General features: G+C 65.8%; 21 protein-coding genes. 11 read left to right on the top strand and 10 right to left on the bottom strand.

Annotation, left to right across the window (positions count from 1 at the left end; all coding sequences use genetic code 11):
* Positions 1–331, bottom strand: a 331-nt coding sequence (locus tag QZT63_RS12535; RefSeq protein ID WP_290651665.1) for an acyl-CoA dehydrogenase family protein, incomplete at its 3' end; no start/stop codon positions are given.
* 31 nt (positions 332–362) lie between these two features.
* Complete coding sequence (locus tag QZT63_RS12530; protein ID WP_290651663.1) at positions 363–1,217, bottom strand: MaoC family dehydratase N-terminal domain-containing protein; 855 nt, start codon at positions 1,215–1,217, stop codon at positions 363–365.
* Between the two features lie 152 nt (positions 1,218–1,369).
* Here QZT63_RS12530 and QZT63_RS12525 point away from each other — a divergent pair, with 152 nt between their 5' ends.
* Positions 1,370–2,296, top strand: a complete 927-nt coding sequence (locus QZT63_RS12525) for a LysR substrate-binding domain-containing protein (RefSeq protein WP_290651661.1) — start codon at positions 1,370–1,372, stop codon at positions 2,294–2,296.
* A gap of 10 nt (positions 2,297–2,306) precedes the next feature.
* Here the strand turns inward: QZT63_RS12525 and QZT63_RS12520 are convergent, their stop codons facing one another.
* A complete protein-coding gene (locus QZT63_RS12520; protein ID WP_290651659.1) occupies positions 2,307–2,732 on the bottom strand; it encodes a PaaI family thioesterase in 426 nt (141 codons plus the stop codon).
* A 217-nt stretch (positions 2,733–2,949) separates the two neighbouring features.
* Between QZT63_RS12520 and QZT63_RS12515 the strand changes: the two genes are divergently transcribed.
* The 3 genes from QZT63_RS12515 to QZT63_RS12505 all read left to right on the top strand — a co-directional run bounded on the left by QZT63_RS12515 (position 2,950) and on the right by QZT63_RS12505 (position 8,196).
* Positions 2,950–4,671 carry an acyl-CoA dehydrogenase family protein gene (locus QZT63_RS12515; RefSeq protein WP_290651657.1) on the top strand — a complete coding sequence of 574 codons (1,722 nt, stop codon included), beginning with the start codon at positions 2,950–2,952 and terminating at the stop codon, positions 4,669–4,671.
* Between the two features lie 328 nt (positions 4,672–4,999).
* Positions 5,000–6,142, top strand: coding sequence for a TAXI family TRAP transporter solute-binding subunit (locus tag QZT63_RS12510; protein WP_290651655.1), 1,143 nt, complete (start codon positions 5,000–5,002; stop codon positions 6,140–6,142).
* An 83-nt stretch (positions 6,143–6,225) separates the two neighbouring features.
* On the top strand, positions 6,226–8,196 hold the full coding sequence (locus tag QZT63_RS12505; RefSeq protein WP_290651654.1) for a TRAP transporter permease: 1,971 nt from the start codon (positions 6,226–6,228) through the stop codon (positions 8,194–8,196).
* 159 nt (positions 8,197–8,355) lie between these two features.
* On the opposite strand, the gene QZT63_RS12500 is transcribed toward QZT63_RS12505, so the two are convergent.
* Both QZT63_RS12500 and QZT63_RS12495 read right to left on the bottom strand, forming a co-directional pair.
* The gene (locus QZT63_RS12500; RefSeq protein WP_290651653.1) at positions 8,356–9,198 is read right to left on the bottom strand and encodes an oxidoreductase; all 843 of its coding nucleotides are present in this window, start codon (positions 9,196–9,198) and stop codon (positions 8,356–8,358) included.
* Between the two features lie 45 nt (positions 9,199–9,243).
* A complete protein-coding gene (locus tag QZT63_RS12495) occupies positions 9,244–10,590 on the bottom strand; it encodes a hypothetical protein (RefSeq protein ID WP_290651651.1) in 1,347 nt (448 codons plus the stop codon).
* Positions 10,591–10,981: 391 nt separating this feature from the next.
* Here QZT63_RS12495 and QZT63_RS12490 point away from each other — a divergent pair, with 391 nt between their 5' ends.
* The 6 genes from QZT63_RS12490 (at position 10,982) to QZT63_RS12465 (ending at position 16,248) form a co-directional block, all read left to right on the top strand.
* Positions 10,982–11,866: a CoA ester lyase gene (locus QZT63_RS12490; RefSeq protein ID WP_290651649.1), complete on the top strand. Its 885-nt coding sequence runs from the start codon at positions 10,982–10,984 to the stop codon at positions 11,864–11,866.
* A 17-nt stretch (positions 11,867–11,883) separates the two neighbouring features.
* Complete coding sequence (locus tag QZT63_RS12485) at positions 11,884–13,050, top strand: thiolase domain-containing protein (protein WP_290651647.1); 1,167 nt, start codon at positions 11,884–11,886, stop codon at positions 13,048–13,050.
* Positions 13,051–13,055: 5 nt separating this feature from the next.
* Positions 13,056–13,457 (top strand): Zn-ribbon domain-containing OB-fold protein, encoded by a 402-nt coding sequence (locus QZT63_RS12480; RefSeq protein WP_290651645.1) that lies wholly within the window; start codon positions 13,056–13,058, stop codon positions 13,455–13,457.
* Between the two features lie 133 nt (positions 13,458–13,590).
* Positions 13,591–13,818 carry an AMP-binding protein gene (locus QZT63_RS12475; RefSeq protein ID WP_290651643.1) on the top strand — a complete coding sequence of 76 codons (228 nt, stop codon included), beginning with the start codon at positions 13,591–13,593 and terminating at the stop codon, positions 13,816–13,818.
* Between the two features lie 75 nt (positions 13,819–13,893).
* Positions 13,894–15,057 carry an acyl-CoA dehydrogenase family protein gene (locus QZT63_RS12470; protein WP_290651641.1) on the top strand — a complete coding sequence of 388 codons (1,164 nt, stop codon included), beginning with the start codon at positions 13,894–13,896 and terminating at the stop codon, positions 15,055–15,057.
* Positions 15,058–15,063: 6 nt separating this feature from the next.
* On the top strand, positions 15,064–16,248 hold the full coding sequence (locus QZT63_RS12465) for a CoA transferase (protein ID WP_290651639.1): 1,185 nt from the start codon (positions 15,064–15,066) through the stop codon (positions 16,246–16,248).
* Between the two features lie 3 nt (positions 16,249–16,251).
* On the opposite strand, the gene nfsA is transcribed toward QZT63_RS12465, so the two are convergent.
* The 3 genes from nfsA to QZT63_RS12450 all read right to left on the bottom strand — a co-directional run bounded on the left by nfsA (position 16,252) and on the right by QZT63_RS12450 (position 17,824).
* The gene (nfsA, locus tag QZT63_RS12460; protein ID WP_290651637.1) at positions 16,252–16,989 is read right to left on the bottom strand and encodes an oxygen-insensitive NADPH nitroreductase; all 738 of its coding nucleotides are present in this window, start codon (positions 16,987–16,989) and stop codon (positions 16,252–16,254) included.
* A gap of 286 nt (positions 16,990–17,275) precedes the next feature.
* Positions 17,276–17,569, bottom strand: coding sequence for a hypothetical protein (locus tag QZT63_RS12455; RefSeq protein ID WP_290651635.1), 294 nt, complete (start codon positions 17,567–17,569; stop codon positions 17,276–17,278).
* 45 nt (positions 17,570–17,614) lie between these two features.
* Positions 17,615–17,824 carry a hypothetical protein gene (locus QZT63_RS12450; protein ID WP_290651634.1) on the bottom strand — a complete coding sequence of 70 codons (210 nt, stop codon included), beginning with the start codon at positions 17,822–17,824 and terminating at the stop codon, positions 17,615–17,617.
* A 32-nt stretch (positions 17,825–17,856) separates the two neighbouring features.
* Here QZT63_RS12450 and QZT63_RS12445 point away from each other — a divergent pair, with 32 nt between their 5' ends.
* Positions 17,857–18,102, top strand: coding sequence for a hypothetical protein (locus tag QZT63_RS12445; RefSeq protein ID WP_290651632.1), 246 nt, complete (start codon positions 17,857–17,859; stop codon positions 18,100–18,102).
* Positions 18,103–18,129: 27 nt separating this feature from the next.
* On the opposite strand, the gene QZT63_RS12440 is transcribed toward QZT63_RS12445, so the two are convergent.
* The gene (locus QZT63_RS12440) at positions 18,130–18,600 is read right to left on the bottom strand and encodes a hypothetical protein (RefSeq protein ID WP_290651631.1); all 471 of its coding nucleotides are present in this window, start codon (positions 18,598–18,600) and stop codon (positions 18,130–18,132) included.
* Between the two features lie 99 nt (positions 18,601–18,699).
* A partial coding sequence (locus tag QZT63_RS12435; RefSeq protein WP_290651629.1) for a Druantia anti-phage system protein DruA occupies positions 18,700–18,953 on the bottom strand: 254 nt, incomplete at its 5' end.

Here is an 18,953-nt window from a genome sequence, read left to right as displayed (position 1 = left end):
TGCGGGGCAGGTAGGCCTGCTTCTGCGCCTCGGAACCGTGGCGCAACAGCGTGCCCATGTTGTACATCTGCCCGTGGCAGGCGCCGGCGTTGCCGCCGTTGCGGTTGACCTCCTCCATGATAACCGACGCCTCGGCCAAGCCCAGCCCTGAGCCGCCGTATTCCTGTGGGATCATGGCGGCGAGCCAGCCCGCCTCGGTCAGGCTGTCGATGAATGCTTCGGGGTAGGCCCCTTCGGCGTCAACCTCGCGGAAGTACGCGTCCGGGAAATGTTTGCAAAGGTCTCGGAGTGCATCGCGAAGTTCCTGGTACTGGTCCGGTTTCGGGTGCATAGGTGGCATTCCGTGGGTCTAGGATTCTGGGTCAGTCGGCCAGCTCGGCAGTGGCCTGCATGGTCATGCCGCCGTCGCCGTCGAGCGTCCATAGCTCCGCCCCGCCGCCGTCGGGGGACAGCCGCCCCTGCAGATGAAACGGAGTGCCGTGGAACAGGGGACGGAAAGCGCGCATGGTCAGACTGGTGATTCGCTGTCGCGGATGTTCGCGTGCCAGTGCTTCGGCTAGCAGGGTCAGCGTCAGCGGCCCGTGGACGACCAGCCCCGGGTACCCCTCTACCTCCGTGGCGTAGGGCTGGTCGTAGTGAATGCGGTGGCTGTTGAACGTCAGCGCCGAGTACCGGAAGAGCAGCACGGGACCCGGCGTGATGTCGTAGGACCACTGCGTTGCCCCGGGCGGCTGGATGGGCTCGGGGGCAGTCGCCGGGGCGTCGGTCTGCGGCGCTTCCCGGTAGGCGATGTCCACCTCCTCGGTGATCGCCAGGCCCGACTCCCCGTGCACCGTGTGCTCCACGGTGACAATGACGAGCTCGCCGGTGCGGCCCTGCTTTCCCACCACGTTGGCGATACGCGATGTGCGTCGCGTCGCCTCGCCAATGCGTAGCGCCTGATGGAACCGCAGACGGCTGCCCGCCCACATGCGCCGCGGCAGGTGCACGGGCGGCAGAAAACCGCCGCGGCCCGCGTGGCCGTCGCGCCCCAGGTCTCCGGTCGCCGGGGTGTCGAGGAAATACAGCCAGTGCCACAGGGGCGGCAGGTCATCGCCCTCTGCGGGCGCTTGCTCCCGATCCAGCGTGGCCGCCAAGCCGCGCGCCGGTGCCGCGGTGATGCGGTCCACGACCGATACCGAGGTGCCGATCCAGTCCTGCAATGATCTCTTTGCCATCGTCGGCGACTCTGCTTGCCAGTCTGCCGTCGAGCATGTCGCCGCCTGCGTCGCCCTGGCAATTCGCCATTGCCGAAGTGCGTGTTCGGTGTCGCTGAAGTACCATCAATTGTCGCGGTCTTGTCCGCGTGTTCCGCAATGCAGGTGCGGCCATGCAACGGTTATTCTTCGATTTCATTGATCTCCGCCTGTTCGTCAATATCGCGGAGACCCACAGCCTGACCCGTGGCGCCGAGCGCTCCTGCACCTCGCTTGCGGCCGCCAGCATGCGTATCAAAAACCTCGAGGACGCACTGGACACCAAGCTCCTGCACCGCACAAGTCAGGGGGTCACCCTGACGCCGGCCGGCGAGGCAATGCTCCATCATGCGCTGCTGATCCTGCAGCAGACCGAGCGGCTGCGCGGCGATCTGCTGGAGTACGCCAAGGGGGTGAAGGGGTGTGTGCGGATGTTCGCCAACACCACGGCCATGACCGAGTTCCTGCCCGTGGCCCTGGGGGAGTTCCTGTCATCCCATCCGCAGGTGGACGTGGCCCTGGAGGAGCGGATGAGCCACGACATTGTGCGGGCGGTCACCGAGGGTAGTGCCGATATCGGTATCGTCGCCGGCAACGTCTCCACCGGCACACTGGATATTCGCCCCTACCACACGGATCGGCTGGTGCTGGCCACGCCCCTGGATCACCCGCTGGCGACGCGTGATGCCATCTACATCGAGGAGGCGCTGGATTACGAATTCGTGTCCCTGCACTCCGGCAGCGCCATCTACGCCTTCATGATCCAGGTGGCGAGCGATCTTGGTGTGCGTCTGCCGGTGCGCGTGCAGGTGTCGAGCTTCGATGCGCTTTGCCGCATGGTCGCCGCGGGTGCCGGTATTGGCGTGCTGCAGGACAGCTCCGCCCGCCGACTGGCCCAGACCACCAACATTCACGTGGTGGACCTCAGCGACGACTGGGCCGAGCGCCAGCTCAAGATCTGCGCCCAGGACGTCGAGGCGCTGCCCTGCTTTGCGCGCGAACTGGTGGACTTCCTGGTGTCCACGGTCCCGGGCCCGGCCACATCCGCCCCGGGTGAGTGACGGCGCACAGCTAATCGCCGCCGGTGCCTCCTTCGCGCAACAGGAACGAACCCCGGCCGGTGGCGAGTTTGCGGTTATCGGCGTCGACCACATCCGCGGTGCCGACCACCACCTTGCGACCGGCCTTGATGATCTCGCTACGGGCGTAGATACGCCCGAGTCCGGTGGGGCGGAGGAAGCTGACGTTGAGGTCCACGGTGATCGGGCCGGCGTCGTACTGGAACACAGAGCGCACCCCCGTACCGAGAACGGTGTCGATGAGAACGCAATAAATGCCCCCGTGGACCATGCCGTAGGCCTGCAGGAGGTTATCGGTGACGGGCAGGGACACTTCACTGCGGCCGTCGTCGGCGACCCATTCCACGTGCACACCGAGGTGCTGGCGGAAAGGGTTGGTGCGGTTCCAGGCAATCTCGTCGTCGGTCGTCCAGGCCATGTCGGAGTCCGTGGTTAGGGGTTGGATGTCGCCGCGTGCCGCGGAAAGATTTCGCGGACACAGTCGATGAGCAGCTGTCGGAACGTCAGCGCCATGGGCGGTCCCGGGCGGTGGGCGACGATTGAGGTTATCGTACCGGTGCGTGGCAAAGCGATAGTGGGCAGTTGCGCAGGACACTAGGCTTGTCGGACACACTCCACGCTTGGGGGAGAAAACCATGCAGGCGGATATCCACCGCAACATCCCGGACAGCCGGGGCAGCAACGCCTACGAGGCTGATCCGGAATTCGCCCGTCTGTTGCGTATCTATGCACCGGAGACGCTGCTCGAGCGCGTGGAACCGGAGTTCCGGCGCCTGGGTGCGCTGGTGGGTGACGAACTCGAACAGCTCGCCCTGGAGGCGGACAAGAACCCGCCGGTCCTCAGTCTGCGCAGCCGTAACGGGGCCGAGCAGCAGCGCATCCACAAGCACCCCGCCTACAGGCGGCTGGAACAGTACGCCTTTTCGGAGTTCGGGCTTGCCGCCATGTCCCACCGGGGTGGTGTCTTCGGCAGCGATCGACCGCTTCCCCCCATCGTCAAGTATGGCTTGACCTACCTGTTCGTGCAGGCGGAGTTCGGGCTCTGTTGCCCGCTGAGCATGACGGATGCTCTCACCCGGACGCTGCGCAAGTTCGGCTCCCGGGAGCTGATTGACCGCTATAGTGATGCGCTTACCACCCAGGATTTCGATGACCTCTTCCAGGGCGCGATGTTCATGACCGAGCAGGACGCCGGCTCGGATGTGGGCGCCATCAGCACCACGGCGCATTTTGAGAATGGGGTCTGGCGCCTGTACGGCGACAAGTGGTTCTGCTCCAACACTGACGCCGACCTGGCCATGGTGCTGGCCCGACCCGAGGGCGCCCCGGCGGGCACTGCCGGCCTGACGCTGTTCCTGCTGCCGCGGCGCCTTTCCGACGGTCGCCTCAACCGCTACCGCATCGTTCGCCTCAAGGACAAGCTCGGCACCCGTTCCATGGCCAGCGGCGAGATCGTGCTGGAGGGGGCCGAGGCCTACGTCGTCGGTGACGAGGGCCAGGGCTTCAAGCACATGACGGACATGATCAACATGTCGCGCTTATCCAACGGTGTCCGTTCGGCTGGGTTGACGCGCCGCAGCCTCAACGAGGCACTGTTCATCGCCCGCAATCGCGTCGCCTTCGGTCGGCGGCTGATCGAGTTGCCGCTGATGCAACGGCAACTGGTGAAGATGATGGTCACTGCCGAGCAGGGCCGCAGCATGACCTTCCATACCGCCGCGTGTCTCGAGCGCGCCGATGCGGGCGACGTCGAGGCAACCAGGCTGTTGCGGATCCTGACCCCGCTGATCAAGTTTCGAACCACACGCGACGCCCGCAAGGTGGCTGGCGACAGCATGGAGGTGCGTGGCGGCTGCGGCTACATCGAGGAGTGGTCGGATGCTCGGGTGCTGCGCGATGCCCATCTTGGGTCGATCTGGGAAGGGACGAGCAACATTGTCGCTCTGGACGTGATACGTTCCATCCGCAGGGACGACACCCTGTCCGCATTGCGCGCCTATCTGCAGGACTGCTTGAAGGCCGCGGAGCTCCCCTTAGCGTCGCGCCAGGCGCTGGGTGAGGTTATCGCCAGGGCGACGGCGACTGCGGACCGGGTGGCGGCGGGTGAATCGGCGGAGCACGAAGTTCGCCGGGTCGCCTCTGGCCTCTACAATCTGGTGTCGGCCGTATTCATGGCCTGGGAGGCCGCGCAGGTGGACGGTGCCTGGCGTCGGCTGGCGTTGGCCCACCTGGTGATCCGTCACAAACTGCGGCTGCAGGATCCATTGGCCACGGACCCGGTGGATGAAAATGCCCTGAGAGCCCTGCTCGACGAAAGCCCGATGCCCGTGGAGCAGGCGATGGGCCTGCTGGACTGACTGCAGTGTCTGCCGGGGGAGGCGGCCGCTTTAGTTCTGCTGAAGCCGTGCTTCGGCAACCGTGAATTGCCCCCGCTCTGACTCTCGGCGCAGCCTGGTCTCCGCCTCTTCCTCCGACTACTTTGCACATAAGGCGCTTGAAGGTCGACGGGTGGAGGCGCAGATTGATGAAAGCAATGCTGCGGTAATGGGCGTTGCTTCCGATGCGGTCCGGCATGTTCGGAACCTGGGGCCGGAGCATCCGGTTCGGTTCACAGAAAACCAGCTTGTCAGGGTGTCCGGAAGGGTGCCACTGACCAGTGCCCAAAGGATAAAGAGGAGAAGCGCAATGATCCCATCAACGCAAAAAATCGGACGGTGTGTGGCCACGGGTGCTGTCGGTGCGGCCCTGGCACTCGGAACGCAGGCCGGTGCCCAGGAGCTTCCGCCGAGCATGACCTGGACGGCCTATGACGTGGGTTCCGCTGGGTATGCAGAGGCGTCGGCAATTGCGGATGCCTTCGGACGCAAGTACGACATGCGCGTTCGTATTCAGCCGTCCGGTTCTTCCATCGGCCGATTGCAGCCGGTCCTGCTGGGGAGGGCTGAATACGGTTATCTGGCCACTGAGACCTGGTTTGCAACGGAAGGCACAGAGGATTTTGCCGAGCCCCGCTGGGGCCCCCAGGATCTGCGCGTGATCGCTGGTCGTCCCTCGTCGTTCGGGATGCCCACCGCCGCGGATGCGGATATTCGGGAGTTGCAGGACGTCAAGGGTAAGCGCCTTGCTTACGTGGCCGGCAATCCCTCGATCAACGTCAAGTGCGATGCATTCCTGGAGTTTGTCGGGCTGACGCGGGACGACGTCGAGGTGAGGATGTTCCCCACATACGGGGCCGCCATGAGCTCCCTGGCCGAGGGCCAGGCGGACGCCACCTGCACCACCACGACGCCCAGCCAGATGTATGAGCTCAAGGAGTCACCGCGGGGCATTCACTGGGTGGAAGTCCCGCCAGACGACGAGGAGGGCTGGGCCCGTCTCCGGGAAATCGCTCCCTTCTTCGCGCCTTACAAAGAGACGGTTGGTGCGGGCGTGTCCGAGGACAACCCGGTGAATATACTCGCTTACCGCTATCCCCTGCTCGTGAGCCGGGCCGATGCCGACCCCGACGACGTCTATGCCTTCCTCAAGGCGCTTGACGAGACGTATGAGATGTACAAGGACGCGACGGCCGTTATGTACCGCTGGGACCTCGAAGAGGCCGGCACGCCCCCGGCCGATGCGCCGTTCCATGAAGGGGCCGTTCGCTATCTCAAGGAACGTGATATCTGGACCGATGAGCATGAGGCCTGGAATGAGGCGCGCCTGGAGCGCCTGAATGTGCTCATGGAAGCGTGGGATGAAGCCGTGGAGGAGGGCGAGGGCAAATCGGACGACGAGTTCGCCGAGATATGGGAGAAGCATCGGGCCACGGCGCTGGAGTCGCTGTAGGCCGCGTTGGCTTACTCCGCCGGGGAGGTGTCGCCCGCACCTTCCCGGGTCTTCTGCGTCCCTGACCGGTAGAGGGTTCAGTTATGCCAGCTTCTCGTCGTAGGCCGCCACCCGGTGAGGACGGCGTCGTTGGGGAGTCCGCGCGCCTGGAAGGTTGGACGTACTGGGTCGTGGTCACCCTGGGCACGGCCGGTCTGCTCATGGCGATCAACCAGACGTTCAACCTACGGCTGCTGGGTTTCCAGCCTTTGGGCAACTCGTTTCTGTATTACCTGATCGGTCTTTTCCTGGCTGCGGCGTTCCTGAGTTATCCGGCCGTCGCCGCCGCCGCCAATCGCGTGCCCTGGTACGACTGGATTCTTGCGGTGGCCGCCATCGCTTCGAGCGTTTACCTGGGTATCCATGGCCTGACCATCATCGAGCAGGGGTGGGATTTCATGGCGCCCCTCGAGGCGACGGTCGCCGCCTCATTGCTGCTGGCGTTGGTCATCGAGGGCGTCCGTCGCTGTGGCGGAATTCCAATACTTATTGTTGTTCTCGTGTTCGGCAGCTACCCATTGTACGCCGGATACATGCCGGGGTTTCTGTGGGGAACGCAGTATGACTTCGGCGAAACCGTTCGGGCCCATGTCATGGGCGTCGAGAGCATTATCGGCATCCCCATGCAGGTGGTGGCGAATTTGGTGATCGGCTTCGTCGTGTTCGGCGCGGCGCTGACCGTGACCGGCGGCGGCGCGTTCTTCATGCGTTTCGCCACAGCGCTGATGGGCGGCACCCGCGGTGGCCCGGCCAAGGTCGCTGTGGTGTCCAGCGGCCTCATGGGCAGCCTCTCGGGTAGCGTGATCTCCAATATTCTCACCACCGGGCCGATCACCATACCGACCATGAAGCGGACCGGCTATCCGCCCCATTATGCGGCGTCCATCGAGGCCTGCGCCTCCACCGGCGGTACCCTCATGCCGCCCGTCATGGGTGCGGTGGCGTTCATCATGGCCTCGTTTCTGGGGGTGCCTTACGCCGAGGTGATGATCGCCGCATTCCTGCCGGCGCTGCTGTTCTATATGGCGCTGCTGTTTCAGGTGGATAGCTATGCCGCGCGCAAGGGGCTGCAGGGCCTGCAGGCGGAGGAGATTCCGCGGCTGCTGCAGGTGCTCAAGGAGGGGTGGCCCTACTTGTTTAGCCTGGCGATGCTGATTTACATGCTGCTGTTCATGCGCCTGGAGGCGCATGCGCCGTATTACGCCACCGCGGTGCTGCTGGTGATCTCGTTGTTCAAGAAGCAGTACCGGTTAAACGTGTCGCGGTCGCTGCAGCTCCTCAAGGACCTGACCACCAGCGTAGCCAACCTGGTGGCGATCCTCGCCGGCATTGGTCTGGTGGTGGGGGGGCTATCTTACACCGGCGTGGCGGGTGCCTTCTCCCGGGAACTCCTGCTCTACGCCGGCGGCAGCATCCCCCTGATGCTGGCGGCGGGGGCGGTGACCAGCTTCATCCTTGGCATGGGCATGACCGTGAGTGCCTGTTACATCTTCCTGTCGATTCTGCTGGCGCCGGCGCTGGTGGCGGCAGGCCTGAACCCGCTTGCCAGCCATCTGTTCATTCTCTACTGGGGCATGATGTCGTATATCACGCCGCCGGTGGCACTGGCGGCGATCACCGCGGCGGGGGTCGCCGGGGCGAACGCCTGGCAAACGGGGCTGTACGCTATGCGGCTGGGTAGCGTTCTGTTTGTCCTGCCCTTCCTGTTCGTGGTCAATCCGTCGCTGATCCTGCAGGGAGAGTGGCTGGACATCCTGGTGTCCTCGGTGACGGCGATCACCGCCATGTGGCTGCTGGCCTCCACCCTGGAAGCGTATCTCTACCGGATCGGGATTATTGCCTGGCCGATTCGGTTGGTTCTGCTGGGCGCAACTGCCGCGCTGATTTACCCGGAAGGCATGACCGACGTGATCGGGTTCGCGCTTCTGGCGCTGGTGTACCTGAGCGCATGGCTGGTGCCCTCGTTGCGACGGCCAGTGACCGCAACCACGCCACCTAAGGACCACGGAGCGTAACCGCCAAAGATCAGCAAACTGGGATCCTCGTTGGAAGCGCGCGGTGTCGGTGATCGAGGACGGCGATACTGCCCTGATCGGCGGTTTCGGTAGCCGGGCATTCCGTTCGGCCGGTTCGATCAGAACGCGGGGACGTAGCAGCTTCCACGGTAAATCTGCTTACTCGTAGAATTCCACTGCGGCCCCGGCCCGCTGCTCCCACTGGTCCGCTTCGGCCTGTATTTCCGCGAGCTTTTCCCGCAGGCGCTTGTAGGGGAAGGTTCCCATGGGCAGCCGAAAGGGTGGCTTCTCAATGCCCGCAACCTCCAGAATGACCTGCGCGGCCCGCACCGGATCGCCTGCCTGGCGTCCGTTGCGCTGGCGTACCGCCTCCCGGCTGGCGCCGCTGCTGTCGGCGTAGGCGTCCATGGCCGGCTCGGCGAACTGCAATGACCGGCCCGCCCAGTCCGTGCGGAACGGACCCGGCTCCACCAGGGTGATGGAGATGCCGAACGGCTTGAGTTCCTGGGCCAGGGCTTCGGAAGTGGACTCCAGGGCCGCCTTGGTGGCGGCATAAAAGCCATAGCCGGGGCGGGCCGCCATGGCGGCGATGGACGACATATTGATGATCCGCCCTTGCCGCCGCTGCCGGAATCCGGGCAGTAGCGCCCGTGTGAGCTCCAGGGTACCGAAGAAGTTGGTCTCGAACAGGGGGCGGTAGGCGTCCGGCCCGGTCTCCTCAATGGCGCCCACCAGGCCGTAGCCGGCATTGTTGACGAGGACATCGACGCCACCGAACGCCGCTTCCGCCTCGCGTGCCAACTCGGCGATCTGTGCCGGCTGCGCCAGATCGAGTGCCAGCGCCCGGACTCGGTCGCCATGCCGCCGTACCAGCGGCTCGAGGGAGGCGGTGTCTCGGGCGGTGATTACCGCCCGTTCGCCGTTGTCCAGCACGGCTTCGGCAAGTGCCCTACCGAGCCCCGAGGAGCAGCCGGTGATAAACCAGCGTCGTTCTGTACTCATGGCGTATCTCCTCCAATACGTGCCGATCAGGTGAGTTGCGGATGATCAGGCTCCCGCAAGCAGGTAGGTAAGCACGGCACCAAGTCCGCCGCCCGCGAGTAGTGCGGTGACGGACAGTGAGCGGTTCCAGCGCAACGCTGCTGTGACGTTATCGTACCCCGTCAACCGGTTCAGGATCAGCGCAGCGGCGGAATAGGGCGTGCCCGCCACGGTGATGCCCCAACCGACCAGCATGCTGACGCCAAGCCCGAGCACCCCTGCGGTCGGCCAGATGGGGCCGAGAACACCGCCTACGAGCGTCCCGGTGACAATGGGGTTGAGACCGAGGATACCGCCGATGAACAGCACCCACGGCACCCCGAGGGCAACCAGGGGCGGCGCCCAGGAGGGCAGGCCGAAGCCTGGCCCCAGCAGACTCAACGCAACACCGCTGGCCAGCACACCCAGGAACGCCGAGCCGCCCATGATGGCGACCTCGTTGTGCACGCCGGCGAGCGACGGGACGGCGGGCGCCCGGCCCTCCTGCACGCCGGAGGCGGCCAGACCGATGATCACGGTGACCGAACAGGCCAGCGCCACTGCGTGGGCATACCCAACATCGGCCAGGTTGTGCAGCAGCAGGACGGCCACGGAGACCGCGGCGATGGTGCTGGCCAGCCGTAGCATGGGGGCAACGTGGGCGTTTCCTGTGGGAGCGGTGCTCGCGGCGAAGGCTTCCCTCTCCCGGAACGCGAGACCCAGCAGCAGGTAACCCACCGCTAGCGGGAAGGTCACCGCCAGTAGCTCCAGGGCGGCGAGCCCCGGTAGAAAGGTGAGCGTGATGGCGACGGCGACGGACAGCGGCGAGCAGAATGACGCCGAACCGAAGCCGCGCAGGGTTGCTCTGGCGGCGTTACGCGGCGAGGGCCCGTCGCCGGCGTGTTCCAATTCGTTGTGCACCAGACTGCCCACGACGCCCACCGCCCCGAAATTCAGCGGAATGGCAAGAAACCCCGTGCCGAAGGTGATGCTGGCATAGCGCGCGGTGGGAGGGCCGGCAAACAGGCGGCGGCAGATCAGCCCGAGATCCCGGGTTCCCGTGAGCAGGCCGGAGAACAGCATCACGGCGATGACCAGGGCGGCCAGGCTGGTGAGGTTGGCCGCCGCCTCGCTCAGAAGGGCCGGCTCCACAAGCGCCGTTACGGTGGCGCCAACGCTGCCAATCAGCAGTAGCACGCGGGCGACGAACCGCAGATCGGGCCAGCTCAGCACAATGGCTGCCGCCGCAGCCGGGGCGCCTACCCATGCCATGGTGGTTGTTGAGCCGAAAAGGCCGCTGAGCAGCACCATGTAGGCCAGTGGCGAGCGCGCGCGGAAAGCTAAGCCCGGCGCGGCCGTTGCGGTCGACGTCACGGCCCGGAGCCTGATTCCAGCCGGCGACTCGAGTCACGGTCTCCGCGGTCGGCCACGTCCTGCTCCTGTCTGGCGCCCCGGCGGGCGTTCGCTTGCCGGAAAACGGTAGGCAAGGGGGCGCAGGGGGTCAAGCGACACACCTTCAATTCTGCTGAAGCCGCTCTTCCGGAACCGCGAATTGTGCGGCTTCCACGCGCCGACGCACGCTATCGAACGAATCATCCAGTGGAGAGTGTGATGGACGACAGACAGGACGCCACCCACATGGTCCTGCTCGCCCGTACCGACCCCGAGGCGAAGCGCAAGCAGGTAGGTATCAGCTTTATGCTAATGGACCTGCGTACTGATGGGGTGAGTGCTACGTCTGCCCGAATAAGCAGAGGGGAGTGAGATGCACGGGAATGACGGGCTGATCTGGCCGGGATGGCGCTCCCTGCTGTTCGTGCCTGCAACCAACCGAAAGCTGGTGGACAAAGCCGCCGGGCGTGGTGCCGATGCGCTGATTCTCGATCTGGAGGATGCGGTGGCCGACGCCGACAAGGCCGTCGCCCGGACCGACCTGGCGGCGATCATCGCCCAGCTGGACGCGCAGGCGAATATCGTTGTCCGCGTCAACGCCGGCCTGCTGGCGCTGATGCGGGATCTGGAAGCCGCCGTGCAGCCCGGCTTGCAGGCGGTCCTGCTGCCCAAGGCGGAGACGCCGCAGCGGCTTACCATGGTGGACGAACTGCTCACCGAGCTGGAGAGCGAGGCGGGTCTGCCTGCTGGCCGTATTGCGCTGATCCCGCTGGTGGAGTCGGCGCGCGGCCTGCTGAACGCCCCCGAGCTTGCCGATGCCGGCCCGCGCATCACCGCTCTGGCCCTGGGGCCCGAGGACCTGGCGTTGGATCTGGGCGGTGAGCCCGTCGCGGGGGTACTCACGGAGCCCGCGCGCCGGCTGGCATGGGCTGCCCGCGCCAGTGGCCGGGTCGCCGTCGGCTTTCCAGGCTCCATCGCCAACATCAGGGACGAGGAGCGGCTGCGCGCCGACCTGACGCTTGCCCGGCAGCTCGGATTCGGCGCGGCGCTCTGTATCCACCCCGACCAGCTCTCCAGCTGCCACGACGCTTTCTCCGTGAGTGCCGACGAGGCCGAACGTGCCCGCCGGATCGTGACCGCGTTTGAGCGGGCGGAGCGCCAAGGCCGCGCGGTGTGCGTGCTGGATGGAGAGATGATCGACCGGCCGGTGGTGCTGCGGGCACGGGCCATGCTGGCGCGCTGGCAACAACAACGGTAAGCCATGGAGTCATTCTTATGAGTATCAGGGACAAGGCGTGTATCGCCGGTGTGTACGAACACCCCACCCGCAAGGCACCGGACAAGTCCGTCGCCCAGATCCATGCAGAGGCGGCCCGAGGCGCCCTGGCCGATGCCGGCCTCTCCCTGGCGGACGTGGACAGCTACTTCTGTGCCGGGGATGCCCCGGGGCTGGGCCCTCTCAGCATGGTGGAGTACATGGGGCTGAATGTGCGCCACATGGACAGCACCGACACCGGCGGCTCCTCCTACATCATCCACGTCTCCCACGCCGCCCAGGCCATCGCGGCGGGCAAGTGCGACGTGGCGCTCATCACCCTGGGCGGACGCACCCGCTCCGAGGGGGTGAGCGGCGCCAAGGTCCGCAACTGGGGGCCGAACATGCCGGATGTCCCCTACGAGACGCCCTACGGCCCCTTGACCCTGAACCAGTACGCCATGGTCGCCATGCGCCACATGCACGAGTTCGGGACCACCAGCGAGCAGCTCGCCTGGATCAAGGTGGCGGCCTCCCACCACGCCCAGCACAACCCCGATGCCATGCTTAAGAACGTGGTCACCGTGGAGGACGTGCTGAACGCGCCCATGGTGGCCGATCCGCTCCACAAGCTGGACTGCTGCGTGGTCAGTGACGGCGGCGGCGCCATTGTCGTCACCCGCCCGGAGATCGCCGGCAGCCTCAACCGGCCGGTGGTAAAGGTGCGCGGTGCCGGCGAGGCCCACAAGGGCCTGAACGCCGGCCGCGTGGACATGACCACCTCCGGCGCGGCCTGGTCCGGGGCGTCGGCGTTCGCGGAGGCAGGGGTCAAGCCGGCCGACATCAAGTACGCCTCCATCTACGACAGCTTCACCATCACCGTGCTGGTGCAGCTGGAGGATCTCGGTTTTTGCAACAAGGGCGAGGGCGGCAGGTTCGTCGCCGACGGCGGGCTCATCTCCGGTAGCGGCCATCTGCCCTTCAACACCGATGGCGGCGGCCTTTGCAACAATCATCCGGCCAATCGCGGCGGTGTCACCAAGGTGATCGAGGCGGTCCGGCAACTGCGCGGCGAGGCGCATCAGATGGTGCAGGTGCCCAACTGCGATCTGGCCCTGGCGCAGGGCACCGGGGGCTCGTTGGCCACGCGCCACGGCAGCGCCACGCTGATTCTGGAGAGGGGGTAAGTACCATGGCGACCATCTACGAAGCGAGGACCATGCAGGACCCGGAGCCGAACCCCGGCGACACGCCCTATTTCGAGGCGACGGCGGATGGCCGTTTGCTGATCAAACGCTGCAACAGCTGCGGCGAGGTCCATTTCTACCCGCGTGCCGTCTGCCCCTACTGTCAGAGCGCTGACACGCAGTGGGTTGAGAGCGGCGGACGCGGCGAGATCTATTCGTTCAGCATTACCCGCAAGGCCGGGCCAATCCCCTACGCCATTGCCTTCGTAACACTGGACGAGGGGGTGGCCATGATGACCAACATCGTCGACTGCGATCTGGACACCATTCGCATCGGCCAGCGTGTTCGGGTGGTGTTCAAGCCCACCGAGGGCGGGTACGTAATGCCCTGTTTCGCGCCGGAGTAGGCCATGAACCTCGTCCAGGCCCTGCGTCGCGCCTGCCAGATTCGCGGGGCGACGGCACGGCGGTGATCGACCCGGATAGAGCGCTCACCTGGAACGCCTTCAGGGACCGCGCGGGTCGGCTCGCGCCCGCCTGATGTCCGGTGGCCGTGCCGTTTTCACCGGCGAGGTCCGGATCGTCGACGCCGATGACCGGGAGCTGCCGCGCGAGAGCGTGGGCGAGATCGTGGCGCGCGGGCCCGTGGTCATGCAGGGCTACTGGAATCTGCCGGAACTCCGGGAGGAGCCCCTGCCCCTGAGCCCCGTAGGCAAAGTGCTGAAAAACGAACTGCGGGCCGCGGCCCGACTGCAGCGGGAGGGTTAGTCAACAATACAGGGCCGTGGGTTGGACGCCCCTTGCAGGGGCACACTAAAGCGATAACGACCAAGAGATGTCAATATGGACTTCGAACTAAGCGCCGACCAGCGCGCCTTGCAGGAAACCGCCTACCGCTTCGCCCGGAGCGAGCTCCCGGAGCTGGCCCGGGAGCTGGAACGGGACAATCGTCCGGTACCGGCCGACTGGCTGAAACGGTACGGAGAAATGGGGTTTCTCGGCATCAATTTGCCCACCGACCTGGGCGGTATGGGCCTTGGCAACCTGGACGCCCTCATTGTGCTGGAGGAATTCGTCAAGGTCTCCATCGCCGTGGCCTTCCCCGTATTCGAGAGTGTGGCCGGACCCATTCACGCCATCGCGCGCAACGGCGACCAGGCACTGGCGCAGCGGCTTTGCCGGGACGTCTGCCGCGGCGACGCCGTGGTAGCCGTGAGCATGTCGGAGCCCGGCGCCGGAACGGCGCTCACCGACCTGACCACCCGGGCCCGGATTGAGGGTGACGAGATTGTTCTCAACGGTCAGAAGCGCTGGTGCAGCGGTGGCGGGCACGCCGACGGCTACCTCGTGTATTGCCGGCTGTCGGACGAACACGGGGCCAAAGGCGTGGGCGCCGTGTACGTGGAGCATGACCGCGCAGGCGTGAGCTTCGGCCCCCAGGAAGAGCTCATGGGCTTTCGCGGCATCCCCAGCGCCGACATTTTTCTGGACGATGTGCGCCTGCCGAAGGACCACGTGATCGTGCCCGCCGGGGGCTTCAAGCGACTCATGGAAGCCTTCGACCTGGAGCGCTGCGGCAACGCCACCATGAGCCTGGGGCTTGCCGCCGGTGCCCTGGAGCAGGTGCTCACCTACGTGGAGGAGCGCGAGCAGTTTGGCAAGCGCCTCGCGGACTTCCAGGCCGTGCAGTTGCGCATCGCGGACATGGCCACCCGCGTGGAGGCGTCACGTCTGCTGAACTGGCGCGCGGTATCCCGCAGCGATGATAACGGGCTGCCGTCCGTCGCCGATGCGAGTATCGCCAAGTGCTTCGCCAACGAGATGACCCGTGAGGTCTGCGGCAACGCCGTGCAGCTCATGGGCGGTTACGGCTATCACAAGGACTACGGCGCCGAGCAGCGGTTCCGTGACGCCTGGGGCTGGGGCATCGCCGGCGGTACCATCGACATCCAGAAGGTCAACATTGCCGCGGCCCTGCTGGGGCGACGGTTCAACCAGCGGGGGTGAGGCACATTGGACGTCACCGCACAGGCCGAAGCGGCACCGCTTGATGGCATCCGCGTGCTGGATCTCTCCCGGGTGCTCGCGGGCCCGTGGTCAACGCAATGCTTGGCCGATCTCGGCGCCGAGGTGCTGAAGATCGAGAACTCCGGTTTGGGTGACGAGACCCGAGCCTGGGGTCCGCCCTACATGGATGGTCACGCCGCCTACTACACCTGCGCCAACCGCTCCAAGGCGAGCCTGTGTCTCGATCTGCGCGACAGCGGGGACCTGGAGCGGCTGCGGGCCCTGATCGCCGAGGCGGACGCGCTGGTGGAGAACTTCCGCCTCGGCACCATGGAGCGATTCGGACTGCATTACGAGCGCCTGGCCGAGTTGAACCCGGGGCTTGTCTATTGCGCGATCTCCGGCTACGGACGAACGGGACCCAACGCGAAGCGGCCCGGCTACGACTACATCATCCAGGCGGAAAGCGGTCTGATGTCCGTCACGGGGTTTCCCGACGGGCCGCCGACCAAGGTGGGCGTGGCCGTGTCCGATCTATTTGCCGGCCTGTACGCCACCCAGTCCATTCTGGCGGCGCTGTTTCAGCGCCAGAAGACAGGGCGCGGGCAGTTTCTGGACGTCGCCCTGTTCGACTGCCAACTGGCCGCGCTGGCGAACGTGGCGGCCAACGCCCTGGCGACCGGCGAGGCGCCGCGGCGCTACGGCAACGGGCACCCGAACGTAGTGCCCTATGAGGTCGTGGAGGCTTCGGACGGTCCCTTCGTGCTCGCCATCGGCAACGACCGTCAGTTCCGCGTGCTTTGCACGGAGGTGCTACAGGCACCCGAGATGGCCGAGGACCCAGAGTTTTGTCGCAACTCCGAGCGGGCCGTGGCTCGTGAACGCCTGATGGCCGAGCTGCACCCACGGTTTGCGGCAAAACCCCGGGCGCACTGGATCAGCACACTGGGTGACCATGGCCTGCCCGCGGGGGAGTTGCGCACCGTGGACGAGGCACTGGGCTCCGAGCAGACCCGCCACCATGGCCTGGTCCGGACGCTCCCGGGGGACGAGGAGCCCGTGCAGTTGGTGGGCTATCCCGTTCGGATGAGTGGCGCCGGTGTCGATGAGCCCGGCCTGCCCCCGAGGCTGGGCGAGGGCGGCGTTGCTCTCGCCCAGCACTGGCTGGACCATTCACGGGGGACGCCCTGAGACTTATTTCAACTCGAATCCCCTTTTGCCGAGGAAGTCGCGCATGTGGGGGCGGGTCTTCTCCGCGAACAGGACGCTAATCTGGGCGCTCCAACGGGCCGCCTTGCGGTTGCTGCTGCGCCGCTGGTAGTAATCGGCCATGGTCCGGTCGAACGCGGCGATCTCCGTTGCCTCGCCGTCGTCCGAATACGTGTCCTCCTTGACGATGACCTCGAGCGGCAGGCGCGGTTTTACTTCCGGATCCTGATCCGGCATGCCCATGCAGAAGCCGAACACCGGGTAGACATCCCGAGGCAGCGCCAGGATTTCACTGATCTGCTCCGGGTTGTTGCGGACTCCCCCGATGTAGCAGATGCCAAGCCCTGCCGATTCCGCGGCGACCGCCACGTTCTGGGCAAACAGTGCCGTATCGACGGTGGCGATGATGAACTGCTCTGTCATGCCGCGTCGGGGTTCCGTGCCCGCGCGCTCACTGGCGTCGAAGACCCGCTTCATATCTGCGCAGAAGACCAGGAACTCGGCGCAGTCGGCCACGTACGCTTGCCCGCCTGCGAGTTCGGCGATGGCCTCCCGCTTGGTTGTCTCCCGGACACGGATGATCGAGGTGGCCTGCACATGGCTGGAGGTGGCGGCGCTCTGCCCCGCGCGCAGGAGTTGCTGCAGCAGCTCTTCGGAGATGGCTTCGCCGGTGAACTTGCGGATGGATCGGTGCGACTGTAGTAGCTCGATGACAGGATTCATGGTTTTGGTTTCGGTAGCGGTCAAAGAAAGATCAGTGTATGGCGCTGGAGCCGGTCAAGAGATGGCGCCCGGCCCCGGTTCCGCCGGGATTCGGGATGCCGTCGGCGAACCGACGGATCACGACATGTAATGGCGCAATGGTACCGCAATAGAATACGCCGCCGCAGGCAGGGCAAGTCTCCGCTCACCCTGCCGGCCGCCCGGATTATTGCGCCTCCAATACCCGCCCGCTGGAACCCTGGACTTGGGGCTGCAACACCGGCGAGTGAGCAGCGGTCACGGGCGCTCAATCGATGCGCCGCTTCCGGCGGATGCGATCCCTGAGCCGCACCAGCGTCCAGCCAATGGACACCGCCGCAGCCACCAAGGCGGCCATGCGCAACGCCTCGTCCAGGGCGACGCCGTCGCCCAGATGAGTGTCCGGGATTGTCAGCCGCGCGGCCATGGCAGCACTCAACAGTGAGAAGGTGACCACCAGTGCCATGTAGTAGACCTGCCGGCGCCGGAGACCGAGCACGGCAAATGCCACCAAGTGGATGAGAAAGATGACCAGCAGCAGACTGGTGAGCAAGGGGGGCATGACTCTCCCGACGGGTCCGTACAGGCGGATGCGCCGCCCGGTGCATTACGCTGAAATGTCGATACAGCGGCGCAGTAGTTCCTCGAGGGTTTCCCGCCGCACCGGCTTGGTGACGTCGTCGTCCACGCCGGCCGCGAAAAGCGCCTCTTGCACCTCAACAAGTTGATAAAGGAGGGTGCCCTCCGGGCGGTGGGGCACATATCGCAGCGCAACCACACCCGAACTGGCTTCCCTGCCAGCGGGCAACGGCAGCATACTCGCATCCTTGCGATGTCGTCCTGCGGGCGATGAACGACGAGGTTGAGACCGTGTTGCTGATGGCCGACACCCAGTACCAGACGATCGCCTCGAAGCTCGTCAAGGAGATCGCCCGGCTCGGCGGCGACGGCTCCGGCTTCGTGCCTCCGGCGATGGTCGAGGCGCTGGCGAAGGAAGAAGTACCGCGCGAGTCTAGTAAGCGGGGCCGACTATCAGCCCACCCGGGCACAGACCCCGCCCTAGCGGCGCCGGCTCGGCCAGTCGCGCCCCGCTAACCCACTCCGGCCTCAGCGGCGGAGTTCTCAGGAATCAGGCACCTCAAGGTTGAAGGAGCCATCGAGCAGCATTGCCCGCTCCCAGCTGTCCCCGATCGCGTCGAAGCGGCCGGTGCCGGTCGCATCCGCAAACGCGCCGGTCCCCGAGACGACCTCGTAGTCGCCGCCGAGCCCGTCGGGTGACCACCCTCCAGTGAACTTCACATGCAGCGCGTCGCCGTCCTCGAAGGTGTAGGTGCTGTAGCCGGTGAGTTCGCCCGACTCCTCGTCGCCCGCCTCAAGAAAGACGAATTCCTTGAAGGCGGTGCGGCCGTCCTCGAAGGTGGCTACGCCGACCGACCGCGAGGCTTGGACCGCCTGGCCCTCGGCGGCGGCGGGCAGCGGCGCCTCTTCGACGGGCGTTATGACCAGGGTGAACCGCAGTTCCTGCTCCTCCGCCGCCGCCGCTCCCGTGGCCAGCCCCAGGGCCGCCGCGGACAAGATGCAAGTGCGTAGCATCGCCTCTCCCTCCCTCGACAAGCGGATGAAAACTCCCCCGAACGTATTATTATTCGGCGAGTCGAAATAGTCAACCCCTTGATTTGCAGCAATTCTAAATTATGGCGCTGACGCCAGGGCCTCTCGGGCGTCGGCGCGCAGCGGATAGAGGAAGATCCGCTTGGGAGCGGCATTGTGGCGACGATGGTCACGGTCCTGTCGGCCCCGGCCGGTGGTGAGGCCGACATCGAGCCAGTTGGCGGCCCGGTAACAGGCCCCGGAGAAGCGTTGGTGATCGACCAGGGTCTCGGCGAGCCATGGGCGCAGCCCGTAGCAGGCCTCCCAGTCGAGAGCCACCCGGCGCAGGGCGAGCC

Origin of the sequence: Aquisalimonas sp. (genome assembly GCF_007120195.1) — a bacterium.
Classification (GTDB): domain Bacteria; phylum Pseudomonadota; class Gammaproteobacteria; order Nitrococcales; family Aquisalimonadaceae; genus Aquisalimonas.
The sequence above is the reverse complement of the archived record's forward strand: the minus strand, read 5'-3'. Positions and strand labels throughout refer to the sequence as shown.

What these genes read in the sequence shown, in the direction of transcription:
- QZT63_RS12450 (WP_290651634.1), bottom strand. Translation starts at nt 17,824, where the DNA reads ATGCTGCCGTTGCCCGCTGGCAGGGAAGCCAGTTCGGGTGTGGTTGCG.
- QZT63_RS12530 (WP_290651663.1), bottom strand. Translation starts at nt 1,217, where the DNA reads ATGGCAAAGAGATCATTGCAGGACTGGATCGGCACCTCGGTATCGGTC.
- QZT63_RS12490 (WP_290651649.1), top strand. Translation starts at nt 10,982, where the DNA reads ATGCACGGGAATGACGGGCTGATCTGGCCGGGATGGCGCTCCCTGCTG.
- QZT63_RS12470 (WP_290651641.1), top strand. Translation starts at nt 13,894, where the DNA reads ATGGACTTCGAACTAAGCGCCGACCAGCGCGCCTTGCAGGAAACCGCC.
- QZT63_RS12445 (WP_290651632.1), top strand. Translation starts at nt 17,857, where the DNA reads ATGAACGACGAGGTTGAGACCGTGTTGCTGATGGCCGACACCCAGTAC.
- QZT63_RS12485 (WP_290651647.1), top strand. Translation starts at nt 11,884, where the DNA reads ATGAGTATCAGGGACAAGGCGTGTATCGCCGGTGTGTACGAACACCCC.
- QZT63_RS12455 (WP_290651635.1), bottom strand. Translation starts at nt 17,569, where the DNA reads ATGCCCCCCTTGCTCACCAGTCTGCTGCTGGTCATCTTTCTCATCCAC.
- QZT63_RS12520 (WP_290651659.1), bottom strand. Translation starts at nt 2,732, where the DNA reads ATGGCCTGGACGACCGACGACGAGATTGCCTGGAACCGCACCAACCCT.
- QZT63_RS12500 (WP_290651653.1), bottom strand. Translation starts at nt 9,198, where the DNA reads ATGAGTACAGAACGACGCTGGTTTATCACCGGCTGCTCCTCGGGGCTC.
- QZT63_RS12505 (WP_290651654.1), top strand. Translation starts at nt 6,226, where the DNA reads ATGCCAGCTTCTCGTCGTAGGCCGCCACCCGGTGAGGACGGCGTCGTT.
- nfsA (WP_290651637.1), bottom strand. Translation starts at nt 16,989, where the DNA reads ATGAATCCTGTCATCGAGCTACTACAGTCGCACCGATCCATCCGCAAG.
- QZT63_RS12525 (WP_290651661.1), top strand. Translation starts at nt 1,370, where the DNA reads ATGCAACGGTTATTCTTCGATTTCATTGATCTCCGCCTGTTCGTCAAT.
- QZT63_RS12515 (WP_290651657.1), top strand. Translation starts at nt 2,950, where the DNA reads ATGCAGGCGGATATCCACCGCAACATCCCGGACAGCCGGGGCAGCAAC.
- QZT63_RS12475 (WP_290651643.1), top strand. Translation starts at nt 13,591, where the DNA reads ATGTCCGGTGGCCGTGCCGTTTTCACCGGCGAGGTCCGGATCGTCGAC.
- QZT63_RS12480 (WP_290651645.1), top strand. Translation starts at nt 13,056, where the DNA reads ATGGCGACCATCTACGAAGCGAGGACCATGCAGGACCCGGAGCCGAAC.
- QZT63_RS12510 (WP_290651655.1), top strand. Translation starts at nt 5,000, where the DNA reads ATGATCCCATCAACGCAAAAAATCGGACGGTGTGTGGCCACGGGTGCT.
- QZT63_RS12440 (WP_290651631.1), bottom strand. Translation starts at nt 18,600, where the DNA reads ATGCTACGCACTTGCATCTTGTCCGCGGCGGCCCTGGGGCTGGCCACG.